Annotated in this window: 22 protein-coding genes; 10 read left to right on the top strand and 12 right to left on the bottom strand. The window is 65.7% G+C overall.

Annotated elements, in window-relative coordinates; genetic code table 11:
* Nucleotide 1: 1 nt before the first annotated feature.
* The 9 genes from AC07Z7_RS17005 to AC07Z7_RS16965 all read right to left on the bottom strand — a co-directional run bounded on the left by AC07Z7_RS17005 (nucleotide 2) and on the right by AC07Z7_RS16965 (nucleotide 9,978).
* Nucleotides 2-1,174, bottom strand: coding sequence for an ABC transporter substrate-binding protein (locus AC07Z7_RS17005; protein WP_494766989.1), 1,173 nt, complete (start codon nucleotides 1,172-1,174; stop codon nucleotides 2-4).
* Between the two features lie 131 nt (nucleotides 1,175-1,305).
* Complete coding sequence (locus AC07Z7_RS17000; protein WP_494767000.1) at nucleotides 1,306-2,049, bottom strand: ABC transporter ATP-binding protein; 744 nt, start codon at nucleotides 2,047-2,049, stop codon at nucleotides 1,306-1,308.
* Nucleotides 2,050-2,051: 2 nt separating this feature from the next.
* Complete coding sequence (locus AC07Z7_RS16995; protein ID WP_055398725.1) at nucleotides 2,052-2,837, bottom strand: ABC transporter ATP-binding protein; 786 nt, start codon at nucleotides 2,835-2,837, stop codon at nucleotides 2,052-2,054.
* On the bottom strand, nucleotides 2,834-4,741 hold the full coding sequence (locus AC07Z7_RS16990) for an ABC transporter permease (RefSeq protein ID WP_494766988.1): 1,908 nt from the start codon (nucleotides 4,739-4,741) through the stop codon (nucleotides 2,834-2,836). The genes AC07Z7_RS16995 and AC07Z7_RS16990 overlap by 4 nt, the downstream gene beginning before the upstream one ends.
* A 115-nt stretch (nucleotides 4,742-4,856) precedes the next feature.
* A complete protein-coding gene (locus tag AC07Z7_RS16985) occupies nucleotides 4,857-6,065 on the bottom strand; it encodes an ABC transporter substrate-binding protein (protein WP_252661311.1) in 1,209 nt (402 codons plus the stop codon).
* A 78-nt stretch (nucleotides 6,066-6,143) separates the two neighbouring features.
* Nucleotides 6,144-6,728 (bottom strand): amino acid synthesis family protein, encoded by a 585-nt coding sequence (locus AC07Z7_RS16980; RefSeq protein ID WP_494766987.1) that lies wholly within the window; start codon nucleotides 6,726-6,728, stop codon nucleotides 6,144-6,146.
* Nucleotides 6,729-6,762: 34 nt separating this feature from the next.
* On the bottom strand, nucleotides 6,763-7,404 hold the full coding sequence (locus AC07Z7_RS16975; RefSeq protein WP_494766986.1) for an amino acid synthesis family protein: 642 nt from the start codon (nucleotides 7,402-7,404) through the stop codon (nucleotides 6,763-6,765).
* 21 nt (nucleotides 7,405-7,425) lie between these two features.
* Nucleotides 7,426-8,346 (bottom strand): UPF0280 family protein, encoded by a 921-nt coding sequence (locus AC07Z7_RS16970; RefSeq protein ID WP_494766985.1) that lies wholly within the window; start codon nucleotides 8,344-8,346, stop codon nucleotides 7,426-7,428.
* 12 nt (nucleotides 8,347-8,358) lie between these two features.
* Nucleotides 8,359-9,978 (bottom strand): 6-hydroxynicotinate reductase, encoded by a 1,620-nt coding sequence (locus AC07Z7_RS16965; RefSeq protein WP_494766984.1) that lies wholly within the window; start codon nucleotides 9,976-9,978, stop codon nucleotides 8,359-8,361.
* 175 nt (nucleotides 9,979-10,153) lie between these two features.
* Between AC07Z7_RS16965 and fdxA the strand changes: the two genes are divergently transcribed.
* The 4 genes from fdxA to AC07Z7_RS16945 all read left to right on the top strand — a co-directional run bounded on the left by fdxA (nucleotide 10,154) and on the right by AC07Z7_RS16945 (nucleotide 13,361).
* Nucleotides 10,154-10,483 (top strand): ferredoxin FdxA, encoded by a 330-nt coding sequence (fdxA, locus tag AC07Z7_RS16960; RefSeq protein WP_056057161.1) that lies wholly within the window; start codon nucleotides 10,154-10,156, stop codon nucleotides 10,481-10,483.
* A gap of 76 nt (nucleotides 10,484-10,559) precedes the next feature.
* Nucleotides 10,560-11,336 carry a ferredoxin--NADP reductase gene (locus AC07Z7_RS16955; protein ID WP_094290062.1) on the top strand — a complete coding sequence of 259 codons (777 nt, stop codon included), beginning with the start codon at nucleotides 10,560-10,562 and terminating at the stop codon, nucleotides 11,334-11,336.
* A 50-nt stretch (nucleotides 11,337-11,386) separates the two neighbouring features.
* Nucleotides 11,387-12,106, top strand: coding sequence for a TetR/AcrR family transcriptional regulator (locus AC07Z7_RS16950; protein ID WP_494766983.1), 720 nt, complete (start codon nucleotides 11,387-11,389; stop codon nucleotides 12,104-12,106).
* Between the two features lie 67 nt (nucleotides 12,107-12,173).
* Nucleotides 12,174-13,361: an amidohydrolase family protein gene (locus AC07Z7_RS16945; protein ID WP_252661321.1), complete on the top strand. Its 1,188-nt coding sequence runs from the start codon at nucleotides 12,174-12,176 to the stop codon at nucleotides 13,359-13,361.
* Nucleotides 13,362-13,423: 62 nt separating this feature from the next.
* Here AC07Z7_RS16945 and AC07Z7_RS16940 read toward each other — a convergent pair whose 3' ends face one another.
* The gene (locus AC07Z7_RS16940) at nucleotides 13,424-14,233 is read right to left on the bottom strand and encodes an outer membrane lipoprotein (RefSeq protein ID WP_494766982.1); all 810 of its coding nucleotides are present in this window, start codon (nucleotides 14,231-14,233) and stop codon (nucleotides 13,424-13,426) included.
* A gap of 504 nt (nucleotides 14,234-14,737) precedes the next feature.
* Between AC07Z7_RS16940 and AC07Z7_RS16935 the strand changes: the two genes are divergently transcribed.
* The 4 genes from AC07Z7_RS16935 (at nucleotide 14,738) to AC07Z7_RS16920 (ending at nucleotide 19,427) form a co-directional block, all read left to right on the top strand.
* Complete coding sequence (locus AC07Z7_RS16935; protein WP_056057149.1) at nucleotides 14,738-15,511, top strand: SDR family oxidoreductase; 774 nt, start codon at nucleotides 14,738-14,740, stop codon at nucleotides 15,509-15,511.
* 146 nt (nucleotides 15,512-15,657) lie between these two features.
* Entirely contained in the window at nucleotides 15,658-17,358 is a 1,701-nt protein-coding gene (locus AC07Z7_RS16930; RefSeq protein ID WP_494766981.1) for a long-chain fatty acid--CoA ligase, read from the top strand.
* 107 nt (nucleotides 17,359-17,465) lie between these two features.
* Nucleotides 17,466-18,635, top strand: coding sequence for a serine hydrolase domain-containing protein (locus tag AC07Z7_RS16925; protein WP_494766980.1), 1,170 nt, complete (start codon nucleotides 17,466-17,468; stop codon nucleotides 18,633-18,635).
* A gap of 249 nt (nucleotides 18,636-18,884) precedes the next feature.
* A complete protein-coding gene (locus AC07Z7_RS16920; protein ID WP_494766979.1) occupies nucleotides 18,885-19,427 on the top strand; it encodes a shikimate kinase in 543 nt (180 codons plus the stop codon).
* Nucleotides 19,428-19,480: 53 nt separating this feature from the next.
* Here the strand turns inward: AC07Z7_RS16920 and AC07Z7_RS16915 are convergent, their stop codons facing one another.
* Nucleotides 19,481-19,909, bottom strand: coding sequence for a hypothetical protein (locus AC07Z7_RS16915; protein ID WP_494766978.1), 429 nt, complete (start codon nucleotides 19,907-19,909; stop codon nucleotides 19,481-19,483).
* 189 nt (nucleotides 19,910-20,098) lie between these two features.
* Here AC07Z7_RS16915 and AC07Z7_RS16910 point away from each other — a divergent pair, with 189 nt between their 5' ends.
* On the top strand, nucleotides 20,099-20,578 hold the full coding sequence (locus AC07Z7_RS16910) for a VOC family protein (protein WP_494766977.1): 480 nt from the start codon (nucleotides 20,099-20,101) through the stop codon (nucleotides 20,576-20,578).
* Between the two features lie 93 nt (nucleotides 20,579-20,671).
* Here AC07Z7_RS16910 and AC07Z7_RS16905 read toward each other — a convergent pair whose 3' ends face one another.
* Nucleotides 20,672-21,613, bottom strand: coding sequence for a LysR family transcriptional regulator (locus AC07Z7_RS16905; RefSeq protein ID WP_494766976.1), 942 nt, complete (start codon nucleotides 21,611-21,613; stop codon nucleotides 20,672-20,674).
* 158 nt (nucleotides 21,614-21,771) lie between these two features.
* Between AC07Z7_RS16905 and AC07Z7_RS16900 the strand changes: the two genes are divergently transcribed.
* Nucleotides 21,772-22,173 (top strand): RidA family protein, encoded by a 402-nt coding sequence (locus AC07Z7_RS16900; RefSeq protein WP_494766975.1) that lies wholly within the window; start codon nucleotides 21,772-21,774, stop codon nucleotides 22,171-22,173.
* Nucleotides 22,174-22,226: the final 53 nt, after the last annotated feature.

Genomic DNA, 22,226 nt, shown 5'->3' with positions numbered 1-22,226 from the left:
CTCAGCGTCGCAGCGACCCGCTGCGTGTGTACATCTCCAGGTCCACAAAGTTGGAGCCGTTGTGGTTGTTCGGGCCGTACTGCAACGGAAAGTCGCCGATCTTGGTGGTGCCCATGTCTTCCATGGCCTTGATGAAGCCTTCACGCGTGAGCGCCTTGCCTGCGCGTTTGACGCCTTCCACAAACACGCGGGCGGCGATGTAGCCCTCCAGCATGGTGTAGCTGTCGATCTTCTCGCCCGCGTCCGCACGGTCCTTGCGGTAGTCGGCCACGATACCCATGCGGCTGGCCTGCGGCGAGGGCACGATGCTGGCCGTGACCAGCCCTTCGATGCCGCCGTTCAGGCGCTGCGCCGAGCCCGGTGCGTCAGTGATGCCCACCGAGATGGTGTACAGCGGCGATGCCGCGCCCGCCGCCCGGTAGTCGCGCAGGAACACCTCCACCATCTTGCCCGCCATGATCATCACCACCGCGCCCGGCTGGGCTTTGGTGAGCTGCGCCACCTGGGGCTTGGCGTCGGTGGCGGCGATCTCCATGGGCACGGAATCGACCACCTTGACCTTCAGGCCCTGGGCGATCTGCAGGCAGGTGTCGAGGTTGGATTTGCCAAATGCGCTGTTCTGGTAGATGACGGCGATGTTGTTGATGCCCAGTGTGGCGAGGTGGCCCACGATCTTGCGCAGCTCGGCCTCATAGCTGGCGCGCACGTGGAACAGGTAGCGGTTGTGCGTAGTGCGGAATGACGTGGTGCCCACCAGCGGCGCGAACATGGGCACGCCGGCCTTCTCTGCCAGGGGCATGGCGGCGATGAGGTTGCCGGTGGCCACGTAGCCGATCAGGGCGAAGACCTTGTCTTCGTCAATGAGCTTGGCGGTGTTTTCGGCCGTCTTCTTGGGCTCGTAGGCGTCGTCGTGCGACACCAGCTCCAGCGTGCGCCCGTTCACGCCGCCGGTCTTGTTCACCTTGTCGAACGCCAGCGCAATGCCCGCCTTGTAGTCCACCCCGAAATCCTTGGCCGGGCCGGTGAACACGGCCGACTGGCCTACCTTGATGCGGGTGTCCGTCACCCCGGTCTCGGCAGCTGCCAGGCCTGCCCATGCCATCCCTGCCGCCGCCAGGCCCACCATGGCGCTGCGGCGGTCGATGCATCCATCCTCCACTCCTCGACACTTCATGTAGTGCTCCTTACATCAAAAGGCAAAGTTTCCGTGGGAGCACAAACTTCGTGCAAGTGCTTGCAGAGGTGTTTTTTGTAACCAACGGCACACGTGGGCCACACACCACAGGTGCGCGTTGGCAGCGGGGGTCAGACGCTGAGGTAGGCGCGCCGCACCTCGTCGTTGGCGGCCAGCTCGGCCATGCTGGCCTGGTAGCGGATCTGGCCCTTTTCGAGCACATAGGCGCGGTCGGAGACCAGTTCGGCAAAGTGCATGTTCTGCTCGGACAGCAGAATGCTCACGCCCTGCTCCTTCAGCTCCAGGATCATGTGCGCCATCTGCTCCACGATCACAGGGGCCACGCCTTCGGAGGGCTCATCCAGCAGCACCAGATAGGGGTTACCCATGAGCGTGCGCGCCACGGTGAGCATCTGCTGCTCGCCGCCACTCATGCGACCGCCGGGGCGCTGGGGCATCTCGCCCAGGTTGGGGAAGAGCTTGAACAGGCGCTCGGGCGTCCACACCGGGGCGGCCGTGCCGTCGGGCCAGGTGCGGGCGGGTTGGCGGCCTACCTCCAGGTTCTCCATCACCGTGAGGTCGGTGAACACGCGGCGGTCTTCGGGCACAAAGCCCAGGCCCAGGCGCGCGGCATCGTGCGGGTCGCTTTTGGAGATGTCCCGGCCCATGAACTGGATCTGGCCCTTGCGTTTGGCCAGCATACCCATCAGCGTCTTGAGCGTGGTGGATTTGCCTGCGCCGTTGCGGCCCATCAGGGCCACGACTTCGCCCCGATGCACATCCAGGTCCACGTCATACAGGATTTGCGCCGCGCCATACCAGGCCTGCAGCCCTTGGGCCTGCAGCAGCAGCTCTTTGGGTTCGTTGGTCGTCATGCTCATGCGGCCTCTGCAGCAGCGGCTGCCGTTTTTTTCTCGAAGGTCTTGCCGGTGCCGAAGTAGACCTCCTGCACCTTGGGGTGGTCGCGCAGCTCCAGTGGCTTGCCTTCGGCAATCAGGCGCCCGCGCGCCAGCACGATCATGCGGTCGGCATAAGCAAACACCACGTCCATGCTGTGTTCGGTGAACAGCACGGCCATGTTGCGGTCGATCACCAGCTGCTTGGTGAGCGCCATCAGCTCGTTGCGCTCCTTGGGCGCCATGCCAGCGGTGGGCTCGTCCATGAGCAGCAACTTCGGCGCGTTGGCCATGGCGATGGCCAGCTCCACGCGCTTCACATCGCCATAGGCCAGCACGCTGCAGGGGCGGTCGGCCTGCGACTTCATACCCACCTGGTCCAGCAGCGCCAGGGCCTCGTCGCGCTTGTGGTCTGCCGCCTTGCGCCACATCGCAAACAGGCGGTTGTCGTTGGAGATCAGTGCCATTTGCACGTTCTCCACCACCGTGAGCGATGCAAAGGTTTCAGCGATCTGAAAAGTGCGGCCCACGCCCATGCGCCAGATGTCGCGCGGCTTGCGGCCCACCAGCTCCTGGCCATTGAGCTGGATGGAGCCTGCATCGGCAGGCAGCTGACCGTTGACCATGTTGAAGGTGGTGGACTTGCCCGCGCCATTGGGGCCGATCAGCGCCAGCAGCTCGCCGGCAGCCAGCTCGAAGTGGATGCCATCCACCGCCTTCACGCCGCCAAAGGACTTGCCCAGGCCAGAGACTTTGAGCAGGCTCATGCCGTGCCCTCCTTCATGTTCTTGGCTTCGCGCTTGTTGTCGAAGATCTGCTTGATGGCACCCGCAATACCCTGCGGGAACAGCAGCACCAGGATCAGGATGATGGCGCCCAGCATGGCGCGCCAGTAGTCGGTGTTGCGCGCCACGGTGTCGTGCAGCCAGGTGAAAGTGACGGCGCCCACCACGGGGCCCGCCAGCGTCTGGATGCCGCCCAGCAGCACCATCACCAAGCCATCCACCGAACGCCCCACATGCAGCGTCTCGGGCGAGATGCTGCCCTTGGAGAACGCGAACAGTGCGCCGCCCAGACCCGCAAACAGCCCGGCGATCACGAAAGCCGTCCACTGCATGCGCTTGACATCAATGCCAATGGCATCGGCCCGGAGCACGGAATCCCGCCCTGCCCGCAGCGCATAACCAAACGGCGAGAACAAAACGCGGCGCAACAACAGCACACCGCCCACCACCAGGGCCAGCGTGAGGTAGTAGTAGTTGCGCTTGTCCGACAGCCACTCGGCCGGCCACACGCCCGTGAGGCCATTGCTGCCGCCCGTGAAGCCGTCCCACTGGTAGCAGATGGCCCAGGTGATCTGGGCAAACGCCAGCGTCAGCATGGCCAGGTAGACGCCCGACAGGCGCACGCAGAACCAGCCATAGAGCAGCGCGCCCGCCGCCGCCGCCAGCGGCGCCAGCACCAGCGCCAGCTCCATCGGGATGCCCGCCGAGCGCACCAACAGCGCTGCGGCATAGGCGCCCAGGCCAAAGTAGGCTGCGTGGCCGAACGAATGCATGCCTGCCGGGCCCATGATGAAGTGCAGGCTGGCCGCAAACAGCGCGGCAATCAGCAGGTCGATCATCAGCACCGTGAGGTATGGCGAGCCCGTGGTCAGCAGCGGCAGCACCACCAGCACGGCCACCAGGGCTGCGCCACCCAGCTTGAACCAGCGCTCGGGCTGGCGCAGCGGCGCCTCGGGCAGGCCGGTGTTGCGGCTCACGCCCTGCGGCTTGCCCATGAGGCCCCAGGGGCGCCAGACCAGCACCACCGCCATCACCAGAAACTCCACCACCAGCGTGAGCTTGGAGAACGACACGCTGACGCCAAAGATGTCCACCACACCCAGCCAGATGCAGATGGCCTTGATCTCGGCGATCAACAGGGCTGCGACATAGGCGCCCGGAATGGAGCCCATGCCCCCCACCACAACCACCACAAACGCGGCGCCGATGGTGTTGAGGTCCATCTCCAGCGTGGCGGGCTCGCGCGGCAGCTGCAACGCACCGCCCAGGCCCGCCAGCAGCGCGCCCAGGGCAAACACCGCCGTGAACAGCCAGGCCTGGTTCACGCCCAGGGCGCTGACCATTTCGCGGTCTTGCGTAGCAGCGCGCACCAGCGTGCCCCAGCGTGTGCGGGTGAGCAGCAGCCACAACAGGCCCAGCACCACCGGGCCCACGACGATCAGGAACAGGTCATACGAAGGGAACTGCCGCCCCAGGATGTTGACCGAGCCCGACAGCCCCGGCGCACGTGGGCCCAGCAATTCTTCTGGCCCCCAGAACCACAGCGCGGCATCCTTGATGACCAGCACCAGCGCAAACGTGGCCAGCAGCTGGAACAGCTCGGGCGCCTTGTAGATGCGGCGCAGTAGCACTACCTCCACCACCGCACCGAGCACCCCCACGGCCACGGCCGCGAGCAGTAGCGCGGGCCAGAAGCCCAGGCCGGTGCCCAGCTTGGCCACGAGCGAATAGGCCACATAGATGCCGACCATGAAGAACGAGCCATGCGCAAAGTTGACGATGCGCGTGACACCGAAGATCAGCGAGAGCCCGGCCCCCACCAGGAACAGCGAGGACGCACCAGCCAGTCCGTTGAGCAGCTGAACGATAAAACTCGAAAAACTCATTCCACATCCTTCGGGGTCACGGCAAGGTCCATCCCTGCAGGTCGGCGCCTGCGCAATGGTTCAGAGATCAGGGGCAGTGGGCGGGGAGGACACCCTCCCCGGCTTTGCGCGGCCGTCAGTCGGCGGGGCGCATTTTCTTGACTTCGTCGTTCGAGGGCTGGACCTTCGCGCCATCCACGTAGCGGTAGTTCACCATCACGCCCTTGCCACCTTCGTTCTTGGTGCGGCCCACATAACCGCCCATGGTGGACTGGTTGTCTTCAGGCCGGTACACGATGGGGCCAAACGGTGTGGGCACTTGCAGGCCCTTGAACGCGGCCACGAGCTTTTCGGTGTCGGTAGAGCCCGCCTTCTTCATGCCTTCGGCCAGCGACTTGATGGCGCTGTAGCCCACGATGGAGCCCAGGCGCGGGTAGTCATTGAACTTGGCTTGGTAGGCGGTCTGGAAGGCCTTGTGCTCAGGCGTCTGGATGCCGTACCAGGGGTAGCCGGTGACGATCCAGCCGTTGGGCGCTTCGTCCTTGAGCGGGTCCATGTATTCGGGCTCGCCGGTCAGCAGGCTGACCACCTCACGGCCCTGGAACAGGCCGCGCGTGTTTCCTTCGCGCACGAACTTGGACAGGTCCGCACCAAAGAGCACGTTGAAGATCGCGTCGGGCTTCGCGTCGGCCAAAGCCTGCACCACGCTGCCCGCATCGACCTTGCCCAGGGGCGGCGCCTGCTCGGCCACAAACTCCACATCGGGCTGTGCGGCCTTGAGCAGTTGCTTGAACGTGGCGACAGCCGACTGGCCGTATTCGTAGTTGGGGTACACCAGGGCCCAGCGCTTTTTCTTGAGCGCTGCAGCGTCGGGCACCATCATCGACACCTGCATGTAGGTGGAGGGGCGCAGGCGGTAGGTGTAGCGGTTGCCGTTCTGCCAGACGATCTTGTCCGTCAGCGGCTCGCCGGCCAGGAAGAAGAACTTCTTTTGCTTGGCAAAGTCAGTCAGCGCCAGCCCGATGTGCGAGAGGAACGAGCCGGTGAGTACATCGACCTTTTCGCGCGACACCAGTTCTTCGGCAGCGCGCACGGCATCGCCGGGGTTGGCGTTGTCATCGCGGATGACGAGCTGGACCTTCTTTCCCAGCACGCCGCCCGATGCGTTGATCTCGTCCACCGCCAGTTCCATGCCCTTCTTGTAGGGCTCCAGGAAGGCGGGCTGCGCCTTGTAGCTGTTGATCTCGCCAATCTTGATGACATCCTGGGCGTGCACCACAGGGGCCAGCGTGAATGCCAGCGCGGCTGCGGCCGTGGCACGCATGAGGTTTCGTCGCATCGTCATGGGGAAACTCCTGAAGGGTGGGTTGGTGAGGGGGTGGAAAAGACTGCTCGGGATGGTAGTGCGTGCTCTGTGTTCAGCTCAGCGCAGGCCATCCACACCTTTGATCTCGGAAACCTGGAGGCCGCCAATGCGGGCCAGCGGGCGACCGCTGTCGGTCACGACGATGGCCACCACGATTTCGTTGGCACGTGGTGCGTCGGCCACACGGGCCTCCATGGCGTCGAAGTGGCTGCGCACATAGGCGGCATCCTTGTGGCCCAGGGGCACGTCGATGGCCGTGCCCAGGCCGCCGATCTTCTTGCTGGACGGCACCAGGGCGGCGCCCTTCTCAACTGCCACGCGCAAGGGCGCGCCCAGCTTGGGGTGCAGGATGGCTGCGGCATGTTCCAGCTCGCCCGCCTCGCCCACGATGGCGGCCTTGCCGTAGCTATGGGCCTGGCCAGGTTCAATGCCCAGGGCGGCAACGCAGCGTGCGCCCAGCAGCGCGCCCAGATCTTCGCCGATGGCAACCAGTTCGTCGAGGTTCTCGACATAGCGGCCTGCGCAGGGGTTCTCGATGACGGCCATGGCCAGCGCCTTGCGCACGGGCGGCACCACCTCGCGGCCCATCTCCACGCGGATTTCGTCGGTTTGAACAATGATCTTGCGGATCTTGGCGGACATGTGGGGGTCTCCTTGAGTCTTAGGGGGCAGCCGGTCAGCGCAAGCCGTTCCACTGGCTGATGTCTGCAGCCTTGAGGCCGCCAACGCGGGCATGGATGCGGGCACCTGTGGACACGGCCAGGATGAAGACGATTTCGTCCGATGCGGGCGCACCGGGCACGCGCACCTCGATCGCATCGAAATGGCTGCGCACATAGCTGGCGTTGATGTGCGTGAGCGGCACATCCAGCGCTGCACCGGGGCCGCCCACTTTCTTGGTGGAGGGCACGATGGACAGCGCGTTGGCGGGCTGCCCTGTCTTCTCTTCGGCCTGGCCCTTAGCGTAGGCGTTGCGGTCGCCCTTCCAGCCCAGCAGTTCGCGCATGGCGTAGCCACCGGGCACATGCCACAACGCGCCATGCTCCAGCTCACCGGCCGCGCCCACGATGGCGCCCTTGCCGTAGGTCTCGATGCGCTCGGCGGGCACGGCCATGGCCTTCAGGAGGCGCTGGGCCATGTCCAGCCCCACATCCTGCAGCGCGTCCATCATGGGGAGGATGTCAGGCTCGTACCGCCCCGCAAACGGGTTGGTCAGCACCGCGCCGATGGCACCACGCAGCAGCGGCACATCGGCCACCGGCCCGAATTCGTGCCGGATTTCCTCAAGATGGGTGAAAACGCGTCGTATCTGGATCATTCTGGAGACCTGTGCAATTCGTTAAGCAAATACTGAACCAACTTCCGATTCCACCGCTGCCCGCTGGGGCCACACCGTATCCGCCAGCGTCTGGGGCGCGGAGGTCGCCATCCACTGCCCCTGGCATGCCAGCAGCGCGAACCACAACAGGCCGCTGGACTGCAATTCTTGCGCTTTTTGCAGCCCCTGGTGCAGGGCGCAGCGCACCAACTCTTCAGGCAAGGCAGGAACATCCACGGTGACAGGAATGGCCCCCAGGTCACTATCGTCCCGCACCTGCCACGCGGGCCTGCGCACAATCCGCGCATCGGCCACATCCACCGCGTTCGCCACGATGGTCGCCGCCGCATCGGCCTGCGCCGCCGTGCGCGCCAGCACCGTCACGCTGTCGGCAATGCCCAGCGACTGGCTGCGCCCCCGCCAGCCGCTGGTGGCCACACCGCGCACCGGCATGGCGCTGTCGATGCGGATCTGCCCGTCCAGCACCAAACCGTTGCGCAACTGTGCAGCGCTCAGTGCAGCGATATCCGCGTAAACCCCCACCGCGACCGACTGGCCGGGCGCCAGGTGCAGCGCAATGTCGCCCCCGTTATTGACCCAGGCGCGGTCTATGCCCTGCTGGTCGTAGCAGGCCAGAATCTCCTGCGCCACCGCACCCGCCACCGCCGCCATCGGCGTGATGAAGCCTGCGCGGTAGGGGCTGCAGGCGGCCCACATGCGGCGCGCCACCACGCCCTGCACCGCGCAGCGCGCACCCACCGGCGCCCGCAGGCCGGGGAGTTCATTCACCAGCTCCTGTAGCAGCCCTTCAAAGCGCTGCCACGCACGCTCGTGCGCCTGGGCCACGGCGTCGCGCGCCCCTTCGGCCTCCAGGATGAGGTCCATCGGCCCGTGCTGGAAATGCCAGCGGCCGTCGGACAGGAGATTGCGGCAAGCGTTCACAGCACGGCTCACTCAGCCCAGCAGGGGAGGACGACCCAGCGGCCACGGGTTGGCGGCGGGCAGGGCTTGCCACACACGCGCCTGCGGTGCACCGTCGTTGTGCCACGCGCCGCGCTCCAGCACGTCGCGCAGGCTGCGGATCTGTTCGGTGTGCCCGCCCAGCGCTTCGTAGTCCGCGCGGCGCATGCTGAACTCGATGGGCGCCACGATGGCGGGCGTGGGCACAGTGCCAAAGCTGTTGTCCGGCATGCGCAGCACGTCGGCCATCACGGTGATACCGCCGCCCGGCCACACATAGGCGGGGGCACCGCCGCAGGTCACATTGACCAGCGCATTCTTGATGGAGCGCGTGAGCAGCACCGGGTTCTCGGTGACCCCTGCGCGCAGGCTGCCGCCCGCACCGCCGAGGAACAGCACAGACGCCAGCGAAGGCTCGCAGTTTTCGCCGATGCGGTCCACGATGCGGCGCACCTCGACGGGCATCTCGGCTTCCACCGGATTCAGTTGCTCGTCCAGCACGTACCAGGAGGCGTGCTCCCCCGTGGTGGAGGTCATCAAGAGGCGCAACCCCGGCCAGGCGACGGATTCGTCCCAGCCCTCGATGATGGACAGGGGGTCGGCAATGTCGGTGCCCCCCCAGCCGGTGCCCGGGTTGGCCACCTGAAAGTAGCGGCCCGGCGTGGACTTGCGCCCGCGCATCTGGATGCCCGAGGGCTTCATGTCCAGGCAACGGCCCGCCTGGTGTTCGGTGAGCACACCGGTGATGTGGTCGTCCACCACCACCACCTCGTCGGCATGGCCGAAGAACTGGCGCGCAAAGATACCAATGGCCGCCGAGCCGCAGCCCACGCGCATGCGCTGCTCGGCCACACCGTTGACGATGGGCGCACGCCCGGCCTGGATCACGAGCTGCGAGCCGCCGTCGATGGTGAACTCCACCGCCTGCTTGTTGCCCAGGGCCTGCATCATCTCGGCGGTGATACGGCCTTCTTTTTTGGTGCCGCCCGTGAGGTGGTGCACACCGCCCAGCGACAGCATCTGCGAGCCGTATTCCGCCGTGGTCACATGGCCCACCACCTCGCCCTTGCAACGCACGTTGGCCTGCTCGGAGCCAAGGAAGCGGTCGGTATCGATCTTCACCTTGAAGCTGCAGTAGCTGAAGATGCCCTCAGTGACCACCGTCACCATGTCCACGCCATCGGTCTGGGAGCCCACGATGAAGGGCGCAGGCTTGTAGTCGGGGTAGGTGGTGGACGAGCCCACGCCCGTCACGAACACCTCTTCCGACAGCAGCAGGTCGCCGTTCCATGCGGATTCTGGAGCCGCCTCGGTTTCTGCACCCCCTGCTGCTGTGGCGCGGCCCGCAAATGGCACCAGCGTGGCCTCGCCCGCCTCCAGCGTCTTGCGCAGCAACACCACCGGGTCCAGCCGCACCAGAACGCCCGCCTGGTTGGCGTAGCGGTCGCAAGCGCCTGCGCGGCCTTCGGAGATCTGGCACAGCACCGGGCACGCATTGCACTCGACCTTGGCAGCGTTCATGCGCTCATTGCGCGGCCGGGCGCGCTCCAGCACCTGCGGCAGCTCCGGCGCATCCATGCCCGGCAGCCCATCGGTCTTGGTGTGTTCAGTCATCGTGGCAACCCATTCATTGCTTTGCTGCAAGTGCTTGTATGCGCTTTGCATTTTGTGTAGCATTCACTTAACTTAAATGTTGTGAACACTACATTTGATGTCAATGTAGCGGAATCAACCAGACTCTGCAATGGTGTTTTCGCACCCCCAAAAACGGTGCACGAGGAGCCCCAAAATGACGCACGTTGTGACGGACGCATGCATTCGGTGCAAGTACACCGACTGCGTCGATGTGTGCCCGGTCGATTGCTTCAAGGAAGGGCCGGAGTACCTGGTGATTGACCCCGACGAATGCATCGACTGCGCGGTGTGCATTCCGGAGTGCCCGGCCAACGCCATCTATGCCGAAGACGACCTGCCCGAGGGCATGGAAATCTTTCTGCAGTTCAACAAAAAACTGGCGCCCACGCTGCCCACAATCACCAAAAGAAAAGCGGCTTTGCCAGATGCGGAACAATGGAGGGTTGTGAGCCACAAGCTTTCAGGCCTGAACATTGCGCTTTAGAGCGTTTGAGGCCCTGAATCTGAGCCAGCTTCAGCCAGATTTCTTATTTGTTTCCAACTTTTCCATCTAACGCACCATGAGCGCCTTTCTTGAAGAACGCGTCCTGTCCGTCCACCACTGGACGGACCGCCTTTTCTCCTTCACCACCACGCGCGACACCGCGCTGCGCTTCTCCAACGGCCATTTCACGATGATTGGCCTGCGTGGCGAAAACGGCAAACCCCTGCTGCGCGCCTACAGCATCGCCAGCGCCAACTACGAAGAGCACCTCGAATTTCTGTCGATCAAGGTGCCCGACGGCCCGCTGACCTCGCGCCTGCAGCACATCAAGGTGGGCGACACGATCGTGGTGGGCAAGAAGCCCACGGGCACCCTGCTGATCGACTACCTGCTGCCCGCCAAGCGCCTGTACATGCTCTCCACCGGCACGGGCGTGGCCCCGTTCCTGAGCCTGATGCGCGACCCCGAGACCTACGAGAAGTTCGAGGAAGTCATCCTGGTGCACGGCGTGCGCGAGGTGAAGGAACTGGCCTACCACGACTACATCACCGAAGAGCTGCCCAAGCACGAGTTCCTGGGCGAGATGGTCAGCAAGCAGCTCAAGTACTACCCTACCGTGACACGCGAGCCCTTCAAGAACCAGGGCCGCGTGACCACCGTGATCGAAAACGGCCAGTTGGCGCGCGACCTGGGCCTGCCCGCGCTGAACCCGGCGGAAGACCGCGTGATGATCTGCGGCAGCCCCGAGATGCTGCGCGACCTCAAGCACATGATGGAAGAGCGTGGCTTCAAGGAAGGCAACACCACGAAGCCGGGTGACTTCGTGATCGAACGCGCGTTCGCAGAGCAGTGACCCCCGGCGGCCCCCGCCCTGGGGGCCCGCCCCATCCACCAGGACCCGCCATGTCTGCCACTCCACCCAAGACCCGGACCGCGTCCCCCCGCGCAGCCTCTGCCCGCAAGACGGGCGTGCGCGAGCAAGCCGCACAGACCACGCGCGACAACATCCTGAAGGCGGCGACCAAGGTGTTCGCCCGCTACGGCTACGAAGGCGGCAGCGTGGAGAAAATCTCCAAGGCGGCCAAGTCCTTCGACCGGATGATTTACTACTACTTCGGCAGCAAGGAAGGCCTGTTCATTGAGGTGCTGGAGGAAACCTACCGGCGTATGAACGACGCGGAATCCAAACTGGACCTGGACACCGCCAAACCGGTGGAAGCGCTGCAGGCCGTGATCCGCTTTGTGGTGGGCTACTACCGCAAGAACCCCGAGTTCATCACGCTGCTCAACACCGAGAACCTGCACAAGGGCAAGCACATCTCCAAGTCGATGCGCGCCCGTGAATACTCGTCACCCGCCATCGAGGTGATCCGCCGCGTGCTCGACAGCGGCCAGGCGCAGGGCCTGTTTCGCAAGGACGTGTCGGCGCGCGATGTGTACCTGCTGATCGCCGCCACGGGCTACTTCTACATGTCCAACCGGCACACGCTGTCGGCCTTTCTGGGCGAAGACCTGGAGACGCCCGACGCGCTGGCGCACTGGGAATCGTTTGTCATCGACAGCGTGCTGCGCACTGTGGCGCCCGGCCCCAGCCTGCCCAAGGGCAGGGTCGCAGCGGCCTGAATCAACTGAGATTTTTCCCTGCGGGGTGCCGCGTGGCGCCCCGCCCACCACCCCACGAGGAGAATCCATGGCAGAAGCAGCAGCAGGCGGCAAATCGGGCAAGGTCGTCATCCAGAACATCGGTCTTTTGTTGTCGGGCGACCTGGACCGCCCCATCCTCGACGCCGACACCATCGTGGTGAATGACGGCCTCATCGTGGCCGTGGGCCGCTACAAGGATTGCGACACCGACCACGCCAACACCGTGATCGACGCACGCCAGACCTGCGTGGCGCCGGGCCTGATCGACAGCCATGTACACCCTGTGTTCGGAGACTGGACACCACGCCAGAACCAGATCGGCTGGATCGACTCGACCATGAACGGCGGCGTGACCACCATGGTCTCGGCCGGCGAAGTGCACCTGCCTGGCCGGCCCAAGGACATCGTGGGCCTGAAGGCGCTGGCCATCACCGCGCAGCGCTCGTTCGACAACTTCCGCCCCGGCGGTGTGAAGGTGATTGCAGGCGCCCCGGTCATCGAGAAAGGCATGACCGAGCAGGACTTCAAGGACCTGGCCGATGCGGGCGTGACGCTGCTGGGCGAAGTGGGCCTGGGCTCCGTCAAGGCGGGCTACGAGGCCAAAGAGATGGTGGCCTGGGCGCGCAAGCACGGCATCCAGAGCACCATCCACACGGGGGGCCCGTCCATCCCGGGCTCGGGCCTGATCGACAAGGACGTGGTGCTGGAGGCCGATGCCGACGTGATCGGCCACATCAACGGCGGCCACACCTCGCTGCCCTGGAAGCATGTGTGCGAGCTGTGCGAGAAGTCGTCGCGTGCCATCGAGCTGGTGCACAACGGCAACGAGAAGATCGCCATCCAGGCCGCGCGCGCCGCCATCGAGCTCAAGTGCCCGCACCGCGTGATTCTGGGCACCGACGGCCCTGCAGGCTCGGGCGTGCAGCCACTGGGCATGCTGCGCATGATTGCGCTCATCTCCAGCTTTGCCGACATCCCCGCCGAACTGGTGTTCTGCTTTGCCACGGGCAACACGGCGCGCATCCGCAACCTGAACTGCGGCCTGATCGAGGTGGGCCGCGCGGCGGACTTTGTGTTCATGGACCGCGCCCAGCACACGGCTGGCGCCACGCTGCTGGAGAGCGTGCAGCTGGGCGACATCCCGGGCATCGGCATGGTGATGATCGACGGCCTGGTGCGCTGTGGACGCAGCCGCAATACACCACCCGCGACCGAGATCCCGGTGGTGCTGTAACCCACGCCGCACACAAAAAAACAAAGCCCGCGAAAGCGGGCTTTGTTTTTTCCGTACCTGGCTCAGTAGGTGTCTGACACCCGCACCGTGCCCGGCTGCGGCTGGGCATAGGGGTCTGCAGCACGGGCCGAGCCGCCCTGGTCCACGCGGAAGCCCTTGCCCTGCAGCACCACGGGCGTGCCCACGGCGGTAGGTTCTGCGCGCTGAAAGTGGCGCAGCGAGCCATCCTCCATGCGCACGGCGACCTGGTACACGGTGGTGGTGCGCGTGCGCTCTTCGACCTTGTGGCCCACATAACCACCGCCCACAGCGCCCAGCACGGTGGCGGCGGTGCGGCCGCTGCCCTTGCCGATCTGGTTGCCCACCACGGCGCCCAGCACGCCACCGGCCACTGCGCCGACGCCCGTGGCGGGGGCGGCTTGTTGCACGGCCTGCACCGATTCGACCCGGCCGCAGCTGCGGCACACCGGTGCGGCCGCCCGCACGGGCTGCGCGGGGCCTGCGCCCAGGGGGGCGCCCGGGCCGCCCGGCATCTCTGCTGGGCGCTGCGCAGCCTGGCCCTGGGGTGCCCGGCCGTTTGCTACTGTATTGATAGCTGACTGGGCATACTGGTCGCGCGCAGAAGGCCTTTTTTCTTCAATAATTTCTGCCTCGGGCGTACGGGGCGCGGCGGCCAGCTGCGCGGGGGCCATGGCCGGGTTGGTGGCTACAGCGGGTGCGCGCTGTTGTTGCCACACCAGGGTGGCGCCCAGCGCCAGCACGCTCACGCCCAGCACACCAATGGCGGCCCACATCCATTTCAGGGCGGGCCCGGCAGGGGCGGTGGCGGCACCGGGGGCCAGGGAGGTGGAGGGTCGTACGGTCAGGTTCATGGAGGTGTCCTTGCAGGTGGGTGGCGGGCGGTGGGCTCTGCAGCAATCCCCCACCAACGCCCCGAAGCGCCCGAAGGTACACAGGCCATGCCCCCGCCACGCTGCGGCTTTGTAAAGAGCCGTAAACGCCTGTTGCATTGTTTTGGAGCGCAGATGTCGCATTTCTGGGCTCAGCGCAAGCGCCGCCGCGCGGGCCCGGGCCACACCACTGCGCACAGACTTGCCAATGTTTACAACCGGGCGGCCTCACCGGTGCCCGCAACCGCCACCCGGCGCACGATCTCGCAGGTGACAGCACAGGTTTTACAGGGGCCCGGGCCGCGACTAGCATGAAGCACTGATGCCTGACCCACCGCCACCGAGCAGCGCCAGGCAGCCTGCCCCGCCACCGCACCACACACCTGCGCCCGCTCTTCTCCTCCCCAGCACCCGAGCAGCAGCTTCGGCGGCGCGTGGCAACTCCCCTTACTTTCTTCTTTTTCTCTCTTCACGAAAGCGATTCCCATGAGCGTCAAGCAACTCTTCGATCTCACCGGCCAGGTGGCCCTGGTCACCGGCGGCTCGCGCGGCCTGGGCCTGCAGATGGCCGAGGCCCTGGGCGAAATGGGCGCCAAGCTCGCCATCACCGCGCGCAAGGCCGATGAGCTGGCCGAGGCCAAGAAGCATCTGGAAGGCATGGGCTACGAGGTGCTGACCGTGGTGAACGACCTGCAAAAGACCGAGGACATCCCCGGCCTGGTAGACCAGGTGGTCGAGCGCTTCGGCACCATCGACATCCTGGTCAACAACGCAGGTGCCACCTGGGGCGCCAAGGCCGAGGACTACCCCGATGCCGCCTGGCACAAGGTGATGGACCTGAACGTGAGCGCGCCGTTCTTCCTGTCACGCGAAGTGGGCAAGCGCTGCATGATCCCGCGCGGCAAGGGCTCGATCATCGTCACGGCCTCGGTGGCCGCGCTCAAGGGCACGCCCCCGGGCATGAACACCATTGCCTACAACACCTCCAAGGCCGCAGCGCTGCACTTTGCGCGCACGCTGGCGTCCGAATGGGGGCACTACGGCGTTCGCGTCAATGCGATCTGCCCCGGTTTCTTCCCGAGCAAGATGGCCAGCGGCCTGATCGAAAAGCTGGGCCCTGCGATGATCGAGCGCACCCCCCTGCGCCGCATTGGCGGCGAAGAGGACCTCAAGGGCGCGGTGGTGTTCCTGGCGTCCAACGCCTCGCGGCACATCACGGGTGAGTCCATCGTGGTGGATGGTGGCGCCAGCTTGATTTGAGCCCCCTGAGGCGCTGCGCGCCTTCCCCCTCAGGGGGACGACGGCCTTTGCTGCGGGGCGGCCCTTGCTGGCCGTCCCTCGCCTGGGTTGCGCCCTGTTTTGCCCGGCCTGTACCCTGCACGAACCAACACAGAGTTCCGTAACCCATGTCCGACCGCCACCTCGCCCATTGGCCGCCCGGCCTGCCCTGCCACCTCACGCTGCCGCAGACCCATCTGTTCCACAACGCCGAGGTGTCGGCTGCGCGCTACCCGGACAAGCCTTTTCTGGTGTTCTACGACACGCTGGTGACCTTCCGCCAGTTCCAGCAGCAAGCCGAGCACATCGCGGGCTTCTTGCAGCAGGTGTGTGGCGTGAAGGCGGGCGACCGGGTGCTGCTGTACATGCAGAACAGCCCTCAGTGGATTCTGGCGTTCTACGGCATCCTGCGCGCCAACGCGGTGGTGGTGCCGGTGAACCCCATGAACCGCACGGACGAGTTGCGCCACTACGCGCACGACAGCGGTGCCACCGTGGCCTTTGTGCCGCAGGACCTGCATGCGCAGGCGCAGCCGCTGGTGGATGTGGCGGGCGAGGAGTCTGGTGAGGGCAAGCTCCAGCACCTCATCGTGGCCGCGTACAGCGACTACCTGCAGGTGCCCACCGACCTGCCCGTGCCCGCGTTCGTCAGCGCACCGCGCCAGGCCATTGATGCCCCCGGCGTCACGCTGTGGAGCGACATGCTGGCGCAGCAGCGCACCCCCGGCCCCATCACCACCGGGCCCGACGACCTGTGCGTGATGCCCTACACCTCGGGCACCACCGGCCACCCCAAGGGCTGCATGCACACGCACCGCAGCACCATGAGCACGCTGGTGGGCGGCGCGCAGTGGTTTTCGCGCACGCAGGATTCAACCTACCTCACGGTGCTGCCGCTGTTCCACGTCACCGGCATGTCGGGCAGCATGAACGGGCCGCTGTTTGTGGGTGCCACCGTGGTCGTGCTGCCGCGCTGGGACCGTGACGCGGCCGCCCAGCTCATCCAGCGCTACCGGGTCACCATCTGGCAGGCCATCTCGACCATGGTGGTGGACTTTCTGGCCAACCCGCGCATCGCCGACTACGACATCAGCAGCCTGCAGGCCATGCGCGGCGGCGGCGCCGCCATGCCCAAGGCCGTGGCGCAGCGCCTGAAGGACCTGACCGGGCTCGACTACGTGGAGGGCTACGGCATGTCTGAAACCATGGCTGCCACTCACATCAACCCGCCCCACCGACCCAAGCCGCAGTGCCTGGGCATCCCGGTGTTCGACGTAGATGCGCGCGTGGTGGACCCGGCCACGTTCGCCGAACTGCCCCCCGGCGAGATTGGCGAGATCGTGGTGCATGGCCCGCAGGTCATGCAGGGCTACTGGAACAACCCGCAGGCCACCGCCGATAGCTTTATCACGCTGGACGGCAAGCGCTTCTTGCGCACGGGCGACCTGGCGCAGGTGGATGAAGATGGCTACTTCTTCATGGTGGACCGGCTCAAACGCATGATCAACGCCTCGGGCTTCAAGGTCTGGCCCGCCGAAGTCGAGGCCATGATGTACGCCCACCCTGCGATCCAGGAGGTGTGCGTGATCGCCGCGCACGACGAGCGCCGGGGCGAGACGGTGAAGGCCCTGGTCGTGCTGCGCGACGCCTTCAAAGGCCAGGTGAGCGAGCAGTCCATCATCGACTGGAGCCACGAACACATGGCCGCCTACAAAAGCCCCCGCATCGTGCAGCTGGTGGACAGCCTGCCCAAGTCCGGCACGGGCAAGGTGCAGTGGCGCGAGCTGCAGGAGCAGGAGCGCAGCCGCGCGGCCGGTGCAACGCACTGAAACCCGCATTCACGGCCTGCCAGATTCGCTCTGTTTTTGATAGCTACCGGCGCAATATGCACTAGCGCTACCGGCCAAAATCGCCTCAAAACCCACTTCCCACTGCCATGAACCCCACCGCCCTCGCCCGCCTGCGCTCCGTGCTGCAAGCCCATGTGGACCAGGGCCTGCTGCCCGGTGCCGTGGCACTCATCCACCACCAGGGCCATACGGTGCTGCACACGGCGGTGGGCCACCAGCGCCCGCCCAGCGCCGCATCGGCGGTGCCCGCCATGGCGCCCGACACGGTGTTCCGCATCTACTCCATGACCAAGCCCATCGCCTCGCTGGTGGCGATGATGCTCATGGAAGAAGGCCGCCTGCTGCTGTCGCACCCCGTGGCGCGCTACCTGCCCGCGTTTGCCGGCCAGCGCGTGCACGACGAAGCCACCGGCACCACCGCCCCCGTGCAGCGCGAGGCCACGGTGCACGACCTGCTGCGCCACACCGCCGGCCTGAGCTACGCGTGGGAGGCGGGCACCGTGCCCGACGCCTACCGCGCCGCCCGCGTCGGCTCGCGCCGCCACAGCAATGCGGACCTGGTCGCGGCACTGGGCCCCCTGCCCCTGGTCCACCAGCCCGGCACCCGCTGGGAATACAGCCGCGCCACCGATGTGCTGGGCGCGGTGCTGGAGGTGATCGAGGGCGAAAGCCTGGGTGCCATCCTGCAGCGCCGCGTGTTCGGCCCGCTGGGCATGCACGACACGGGCTTCTCGGTGCCTGCCGCCCAGGAGCACCGTCTGGCCGAAGCCTTTGAGCGCGACCCGCAGACCGGCATCGGCATGCCGCTGATCGACGTGACCGCCCCGCCCGTGTTCGAGTCGGCCGGTGGCGGGCTGGTGTCTACCGCCAGCGACTACGCACGCTTCTTGCAGCTCATGCTGGGCCGGGGCACCGCCCCCGGGCCGGACGGCCCCAACGGCCTTGGCGCCCCCGTTCGCCTGCTGGGCCGCGCCACGGTGGACTTCATGACCGCCGACCACCTGGGCAGCCTGCCCGTGGCAGGCGACATCCTGCCCACCGGCTACGGTTTTGGCCTGGGCGTGGCCGTGCGCACCGCCACCGGCCAGGCCACACGCCCCGGATCGGCCGGGCACTACAGCTGGAGCGGCCTGGGCGGCACCTTCTTTTTTGTGGACCCGGCGGAAGACCTGTTCGCCATCCTGCTCACCCAGGCGCCCGGCCAGCTGCGGTATCTGTGCGAGCTGTATCCGGCGCTGGTGTACGCCGCACTGTGACTAGGACACCCCCCTGAGCGGCTTCGCCGCTTCCCCCCGCTCTCGCGCTGCGCGCGGGCAGGGGGACGACGCCCTCGCTGCGGGGCGGCCCTTGCTCGGCGTCCACTGGTCTGGGTCGCGCCAGTTGCTAAGGGCGTGCCTGACATGCGGTGCGCAGGGGCAGGCTTACACTCGGCGTCCAATCACGGCACGCGGCGCAGCGCCACCCGCAGCACGCAAACCCGTCCCCCAGATCTCTTTTTTGAACCTATGCAGATTCGCTGCGCACTGGTCGGCATGCCCGGCTCGGGCAAATCCACCGTCGGCCGGCAACTGGCCCACCGCGCGGGCGTGCCCTTCATCGACCTGGACCACCGGCTGGAACAGACCCTGGGCACCACCATCCGCAGCTTCTTCGAGGCCGAAGGCGAAGCCCGCTTTCGCGACATCGAATCCCAGGTACTGTCCGACGTGGCCCGCCAGCCCGGCGGCATGGTGCTCTCCACCGGCGGCGGCGCCGTGCTGCGCCCCGAGAACCGCGAGGTGCTGCGCCAGTTCGGCAACGTGCTGTACCTGCGCGCATCGCCCGAAGAAATCTTCAAGCGCGTCAAACACGACAAGACCCGCCCCCTACTGCAAGGCGGCAACCCCATGGACAAGCTGCGCGACCTCTACGCCCAGCGCGACCACCTGTACCGAGAAACCGCCCACTACGTGATCGAGACCGGGCGACCTTCGGTGCACACGCTGGTCAACATGGTGATGATGCAGTTGGAGATGGCGGAGAGTGCGGGCGGGGCGGGATCGCGCTGAAGGGCAATAAAAGGCGCGGGTCCGGGCGAGATTAAAGACTTATCTACGCTCCCTCATTTATGGGCGTTTTTCACCACCTCTCGACTCAGTAGGCGCGCCACATGCTCCGCTGGCATGCCAAAGATGAAGAAGCCTGCGTGCTCGTCTTCAGGTGTGGGATCGTGGTTAAAGAGTACACACGATCCGGTTTCTTCAGAGCTGTACCGCATCTCAGCGAAAGAACAGTCACGGACACCTCTGACACTTGCACTGCGGAGCCATACCTTGCCCCAGTGAGGACATTCAATTTCAATGAAATGCTCACTGCCGATAGCAGCCACTACTTTTACTGGGTCAATTTTCTGAATGTTTCGTTTGACGCGTCTTCCTTTGGCCGCGTCATACATCAGGACAAATGGCAGGTCGGCAGCTGAGAGCAAACTGCCAACAAGAAACACCTGATCTCCGTCGATTGGTTTCTTGGCACCGATGTTGATATTCATGGTTTTCTTGGGAAAATCGAACGGTGAGCATAGTCAGCTCGGGATGTATAGCTTGAGGGCAAGCGGATGCTGAAGTGCATGGAGCTGTTTCAACATCAAAGTATAAAAATCCCGGGAAATCAAGTAACCGAATTCTCGGCTCCACCCCGCTCAACCCGGGCATCCTCCGCCCCCCAACAGGATCACCTCATGCCCCCCAAAACCACCCTCTGCCTCTGGTTCAACGGCACAGCGCTGGAGGCGGCGACGTTCTACGCAGCCACCTTTCCCGACAGCGCCGTGGGGCGGGTGATGCATGCGCCAGGCGACTACCCCGCAGGGCACCAGGGCGATGTGCTGACGGTGGAGTTCACGGTGCTGGGCATCCCGTGCCTGGGGCTGAACGGCGGCCCCGCCTTCACACACAGCGAGGCGTTTTCGTTCCAGATCGCGACGGACGACCAGGCCGAGACCGACCGGCTGTGGAGCGCGATTGTGGGCAACGGCGGGCAGGAGAGCGCCTGCGGCTGGTGCAAGGACCGGTGGGGGCTGTCGTGGCAGATCACGCCACGGGTGCTGACGCAGGCCATCAATGACCCCGACCGCGCGGCGGCCAAGCGGGCCTTCGACGCAATGATGGGTATGCGCAAGATTGATGTGGCGGCGATTGAGGCGGCGTGGCGTGGGTGACGTGGGTGAGGGCGGTGCCGCAGATTTTTCACTTTGTGTGGTGAATTTTTGACTCAAAACCCTGCCTTGCGCCTGTCCAGCAATCTCTTTTAGCTATTTATTCAATAGCAATTTACCTGCTGCGCCCATCACCGGCGCATGCAGCGCCATCAACCCCGCCACCCATTCAATGAACACCCGCACCTTGGCGCTCACATGCCGTTGGGGTGGGTAGGCCACGTACAGCGGCATCGGCTCCAACGTCCAGTCCTGCAGCAGGGGCACCAGCTCGCAGGTGGCCACGTGGGGGCGGGCCATGTAGTCGGGCAGCCAGAGCACGCCCAGGCCCGCCAGGCCTGCGGCCAGGTAGGCGTTGCCGTCGTCCACAGCGCAGATGTCGTGGCCCTGGGCGCGCACGTGTTCGGTGCCACGGCGCATTTCGAACGGCAGGGGCTGGCCGGTGCGCGCCCACAGAAAACCCACGGTGCGGTGGTGCGGGCCTTCCAATGCCAACGGGTGCTCGGGCGTACCCGCACGCAGCAGGTAGCTGGGGGCGGCGTACACGCGCAATTGCAGGTCGCCCACATGGCGTGCGACCAGCGCGGGGTTGGTGAGGGCGCCGCCGCGCACCACGCAGTCCACGTTGTCGCCCACCATGTCCACGGGGCGGTCGCTCACGCCCATGTGCAGGAGGATGTCGGGGTACTGCGCGTGGAACGCAGGCAGCGCGGGGATAAGGACCAGGCGCGCCAGGGGGCTGGGCACGTCCACCCGCAGGCGGCCCCGGGGCGCGGCGGCGGCGGTGGAAACGCTGGCATCGGCATCGTCCAGGTCGGCCAGCAGGCGCACCACGCGCTCGTAGTAGGCGGCGCCGTCGGGCGTGACCTGCACGCGCCGGGTGGTGCGGTGCAGGAGCTTCACGCGCAAGCGGGCTTCGAGCTGCTGCACCAGCTGCGTGACGGTGGTGCGGCTCAGGTGCAGGGTGAGGGCGGCCTTGGTGAAGCTGCCCGATTCCACAACGCGGGCGAAGGCCTGCAGGGCGTCAAAACGGTCCATGACGTAGAGGTAGTTGATGCACGCCGAAAGGGCGACATGCCAGCCATTGTTTGGAAATTAGGAACAGTGGTGCGCAGATTAGCCTGTTTATCAGAACAACACGCGCTTCTACAGTGCCTTCATCGCAATCATCTGCCCTGCAGAACGAAAGGATTTCCATGCCCCACCGTGATGTTGTCTTCCCCGCAGGCCGCCAGGCACTGTACGAGCGCAATCGCTATTCACCCGCCGTGCGCGCCAACGGCTTCCTGTTTGTGTCCGGCCAAGTGGGCAGCCGTGAGGACGGCTCGCCCGAGCCCGACCTGGCCGCTCAGGTGCGCCTGGCGTTCAGCAACCTCAACGCCGTGCTGCAGGCGGCGGGCTGCACGTTTGATGACGTGGTGGACGTGACGATGTTCGTGGTGAACCCCGAGGCGAACTTCGAGACCGTCTGGGGCGTCGTGCCCGAGTTCTGGGGCGAGGCGCCCCACCCCACGCTCACCGGCATTGGCGTGACCTGGCTGTACGGCTTTCAGTTCGAGATCAAGGTGATTGCGAAGCTGCCGGGCAGCCGGGGCTGATTGGATTGCCTGGAGAAATTTGAATGGAATTGGGCGCTACCGCGCTCCCATCA

The sequence above is a fragment of the Acidovorax sp. GW101-11A03 genome, assembly GCF_059424825.1.
Note: the sequence above shows the minus strand (reverse complement) of the source record. Positions and strands in the feature narration are given on the sequence as shown.

Bases quoted from the DNA above. Each gene is read 5' to 3' on its own strand.
- AC07Z7_RS16990 (WP_494766988.1), bottom strand. From the start codon at position 4,741: ATGAGTTTTTCGAGTTTTATCGTTCAGCTGCTCAACGGACTGGCTGGT.
- AC07Z7_RS17005 (WP_494766989.1), bottom strand. From the start codon at position 1,174: ATGAAGTGTCGAGGAGTGGAGGATGGATGCATCGACCGCCGCAGCGCC.
- AC07Z7_RS16925 (WP_494766980.1), top strand. From the start codon at position 17,466: ATGAACCCCACCGCCCTCGCCCGCCTGCGCTCCGTGCTGCAAGCCCAT.
- AC07Z7_RS16920 (WP_494766979.1), top strand. From the start codon at position 18,885: ATGCAGATTCGCTGCGCACTGGTCGGCATGCCCGGCTCGGGCAAATCC.
- AC07Z7_RS16900 (WP_494766975.1), top strand. From the start codon at position 21,772: ATGCCCCACCGTGATGTTGTCTTCCCCGCAGGCCGCCAGGCACTGTAC.
- fdxA (WP_056057161.1), top strand. From the start codon at position 10,154: ATGACGCACGTTGTGACGGACGCATGCATTCGGTGCAAGTACACCGAC.
- AC07Z7_RS16945 (WP_252661321.1), top strand. From the start codon at position 12,174: ATGGCAGAAGCAGCAGCAGGCGGCAAATCGGGCAAGGTCGTCATCCAG.
- AC07Z7_RS16950 (WP_494766983.1), top strand. From the start codon at position 11,387: ATGTCTGCCACTCCACCCAAGACCCGGACCGCGTCCCCCCGCGCAGCC.
- AC07Z7_RS16995 (WP_055398725.1), bottom strand. From the start codon at position 2,837: ATGAGCCTGCTCAAAGTCTCTGGCCTGGGCAAGTCCTTTGGCGGCGTG.
- AC07Z7_RS16935 (WP_056057149.1), top strand. From the start codon at position 14,738: ATGAGCGTCAAGCAACTCTTCGATCTCACCGGCCAGGTGGCCCTGGTC.
- AC07Z7_RS16955 (WP_094290062.1), top strand. From the start codon at position 10,560: ATGAGCGCCTTTCTTGAAGAACGCGTCCTGTCCGTCCACCACTGGACG.
- AC07Z7_RS17000 (WP_494767000.1), bottom strand. From the start codon at position 2,049: ATGACGACCAACGAACCCAAAGAGCTGCTGCTGCAGGCCCAAGGGCTG.
- AC07Z7_RS16965 (WP_494766984.1), bottom strand. From the start codon at position 9,978: ATGACTGAACACACCAAGACCGATGGGCTGCCGGGCATGGATGCGCCG.
- AC07Z7_RS16975 (WP_494766986.1), bottom strand. From the start codon at position 7,404: ATGATCCAGATACGACGCGTTTTCACCCATCTTGAGGAAATCCGGCAC.
- AC07Z7_RS16940 (WP_494766982.1), bottom strand. From the start codon at position 14,233: ATGAACCTGACCGTACGACCCTCCACCTCCCTGGCCCCCGGTGCCGCC.
- AC07Z7_RS16910 (WP_494766977.1), top strand. From the start codon at position 20,099: ATGCCCCCCAAAACCACCCTCTGCCTCTGGTTCAACGGCACAGCGCTG.
- AC07Z7_RS16915 (WP_494766978.1), bottom strand. From the start codon at position 19,909: ATGAATATCAACATCGGTGCCAAGAAACCAATCGACGGAGATCAGGTG.
- AC07Z7_RS16905 (WP_494766976.1), bottom strand. From the start codon at position 21,613: ATGGACCGTTTTGACGCCCTGCAGGCCTTCGCCCGCGTTGTGGAATCG.
- AC07Z7_RS16930 (WP_494766981.1), top strand. From the start codon at position 15,658: ATGTCCGACCGCCACCTCGCCCATTGGCCGCCCGGCCTGCCCTGCCAC.
- AC07Z7_RS16980 (WP_494766987.1), bottom strand. From the start codon at position 6,728: ATGTCCGCCAAGATCCGCAAGATCATTGTTCAAACCGACGAAATCCGC.
- AC07Z7_RS16985 (WP_252661311.1), bottom strand. From the start codon at position 6,065: ATGACGATGCGACGAAACCTCATGCGTGCCACGGCCGCAGCCGCGCTG.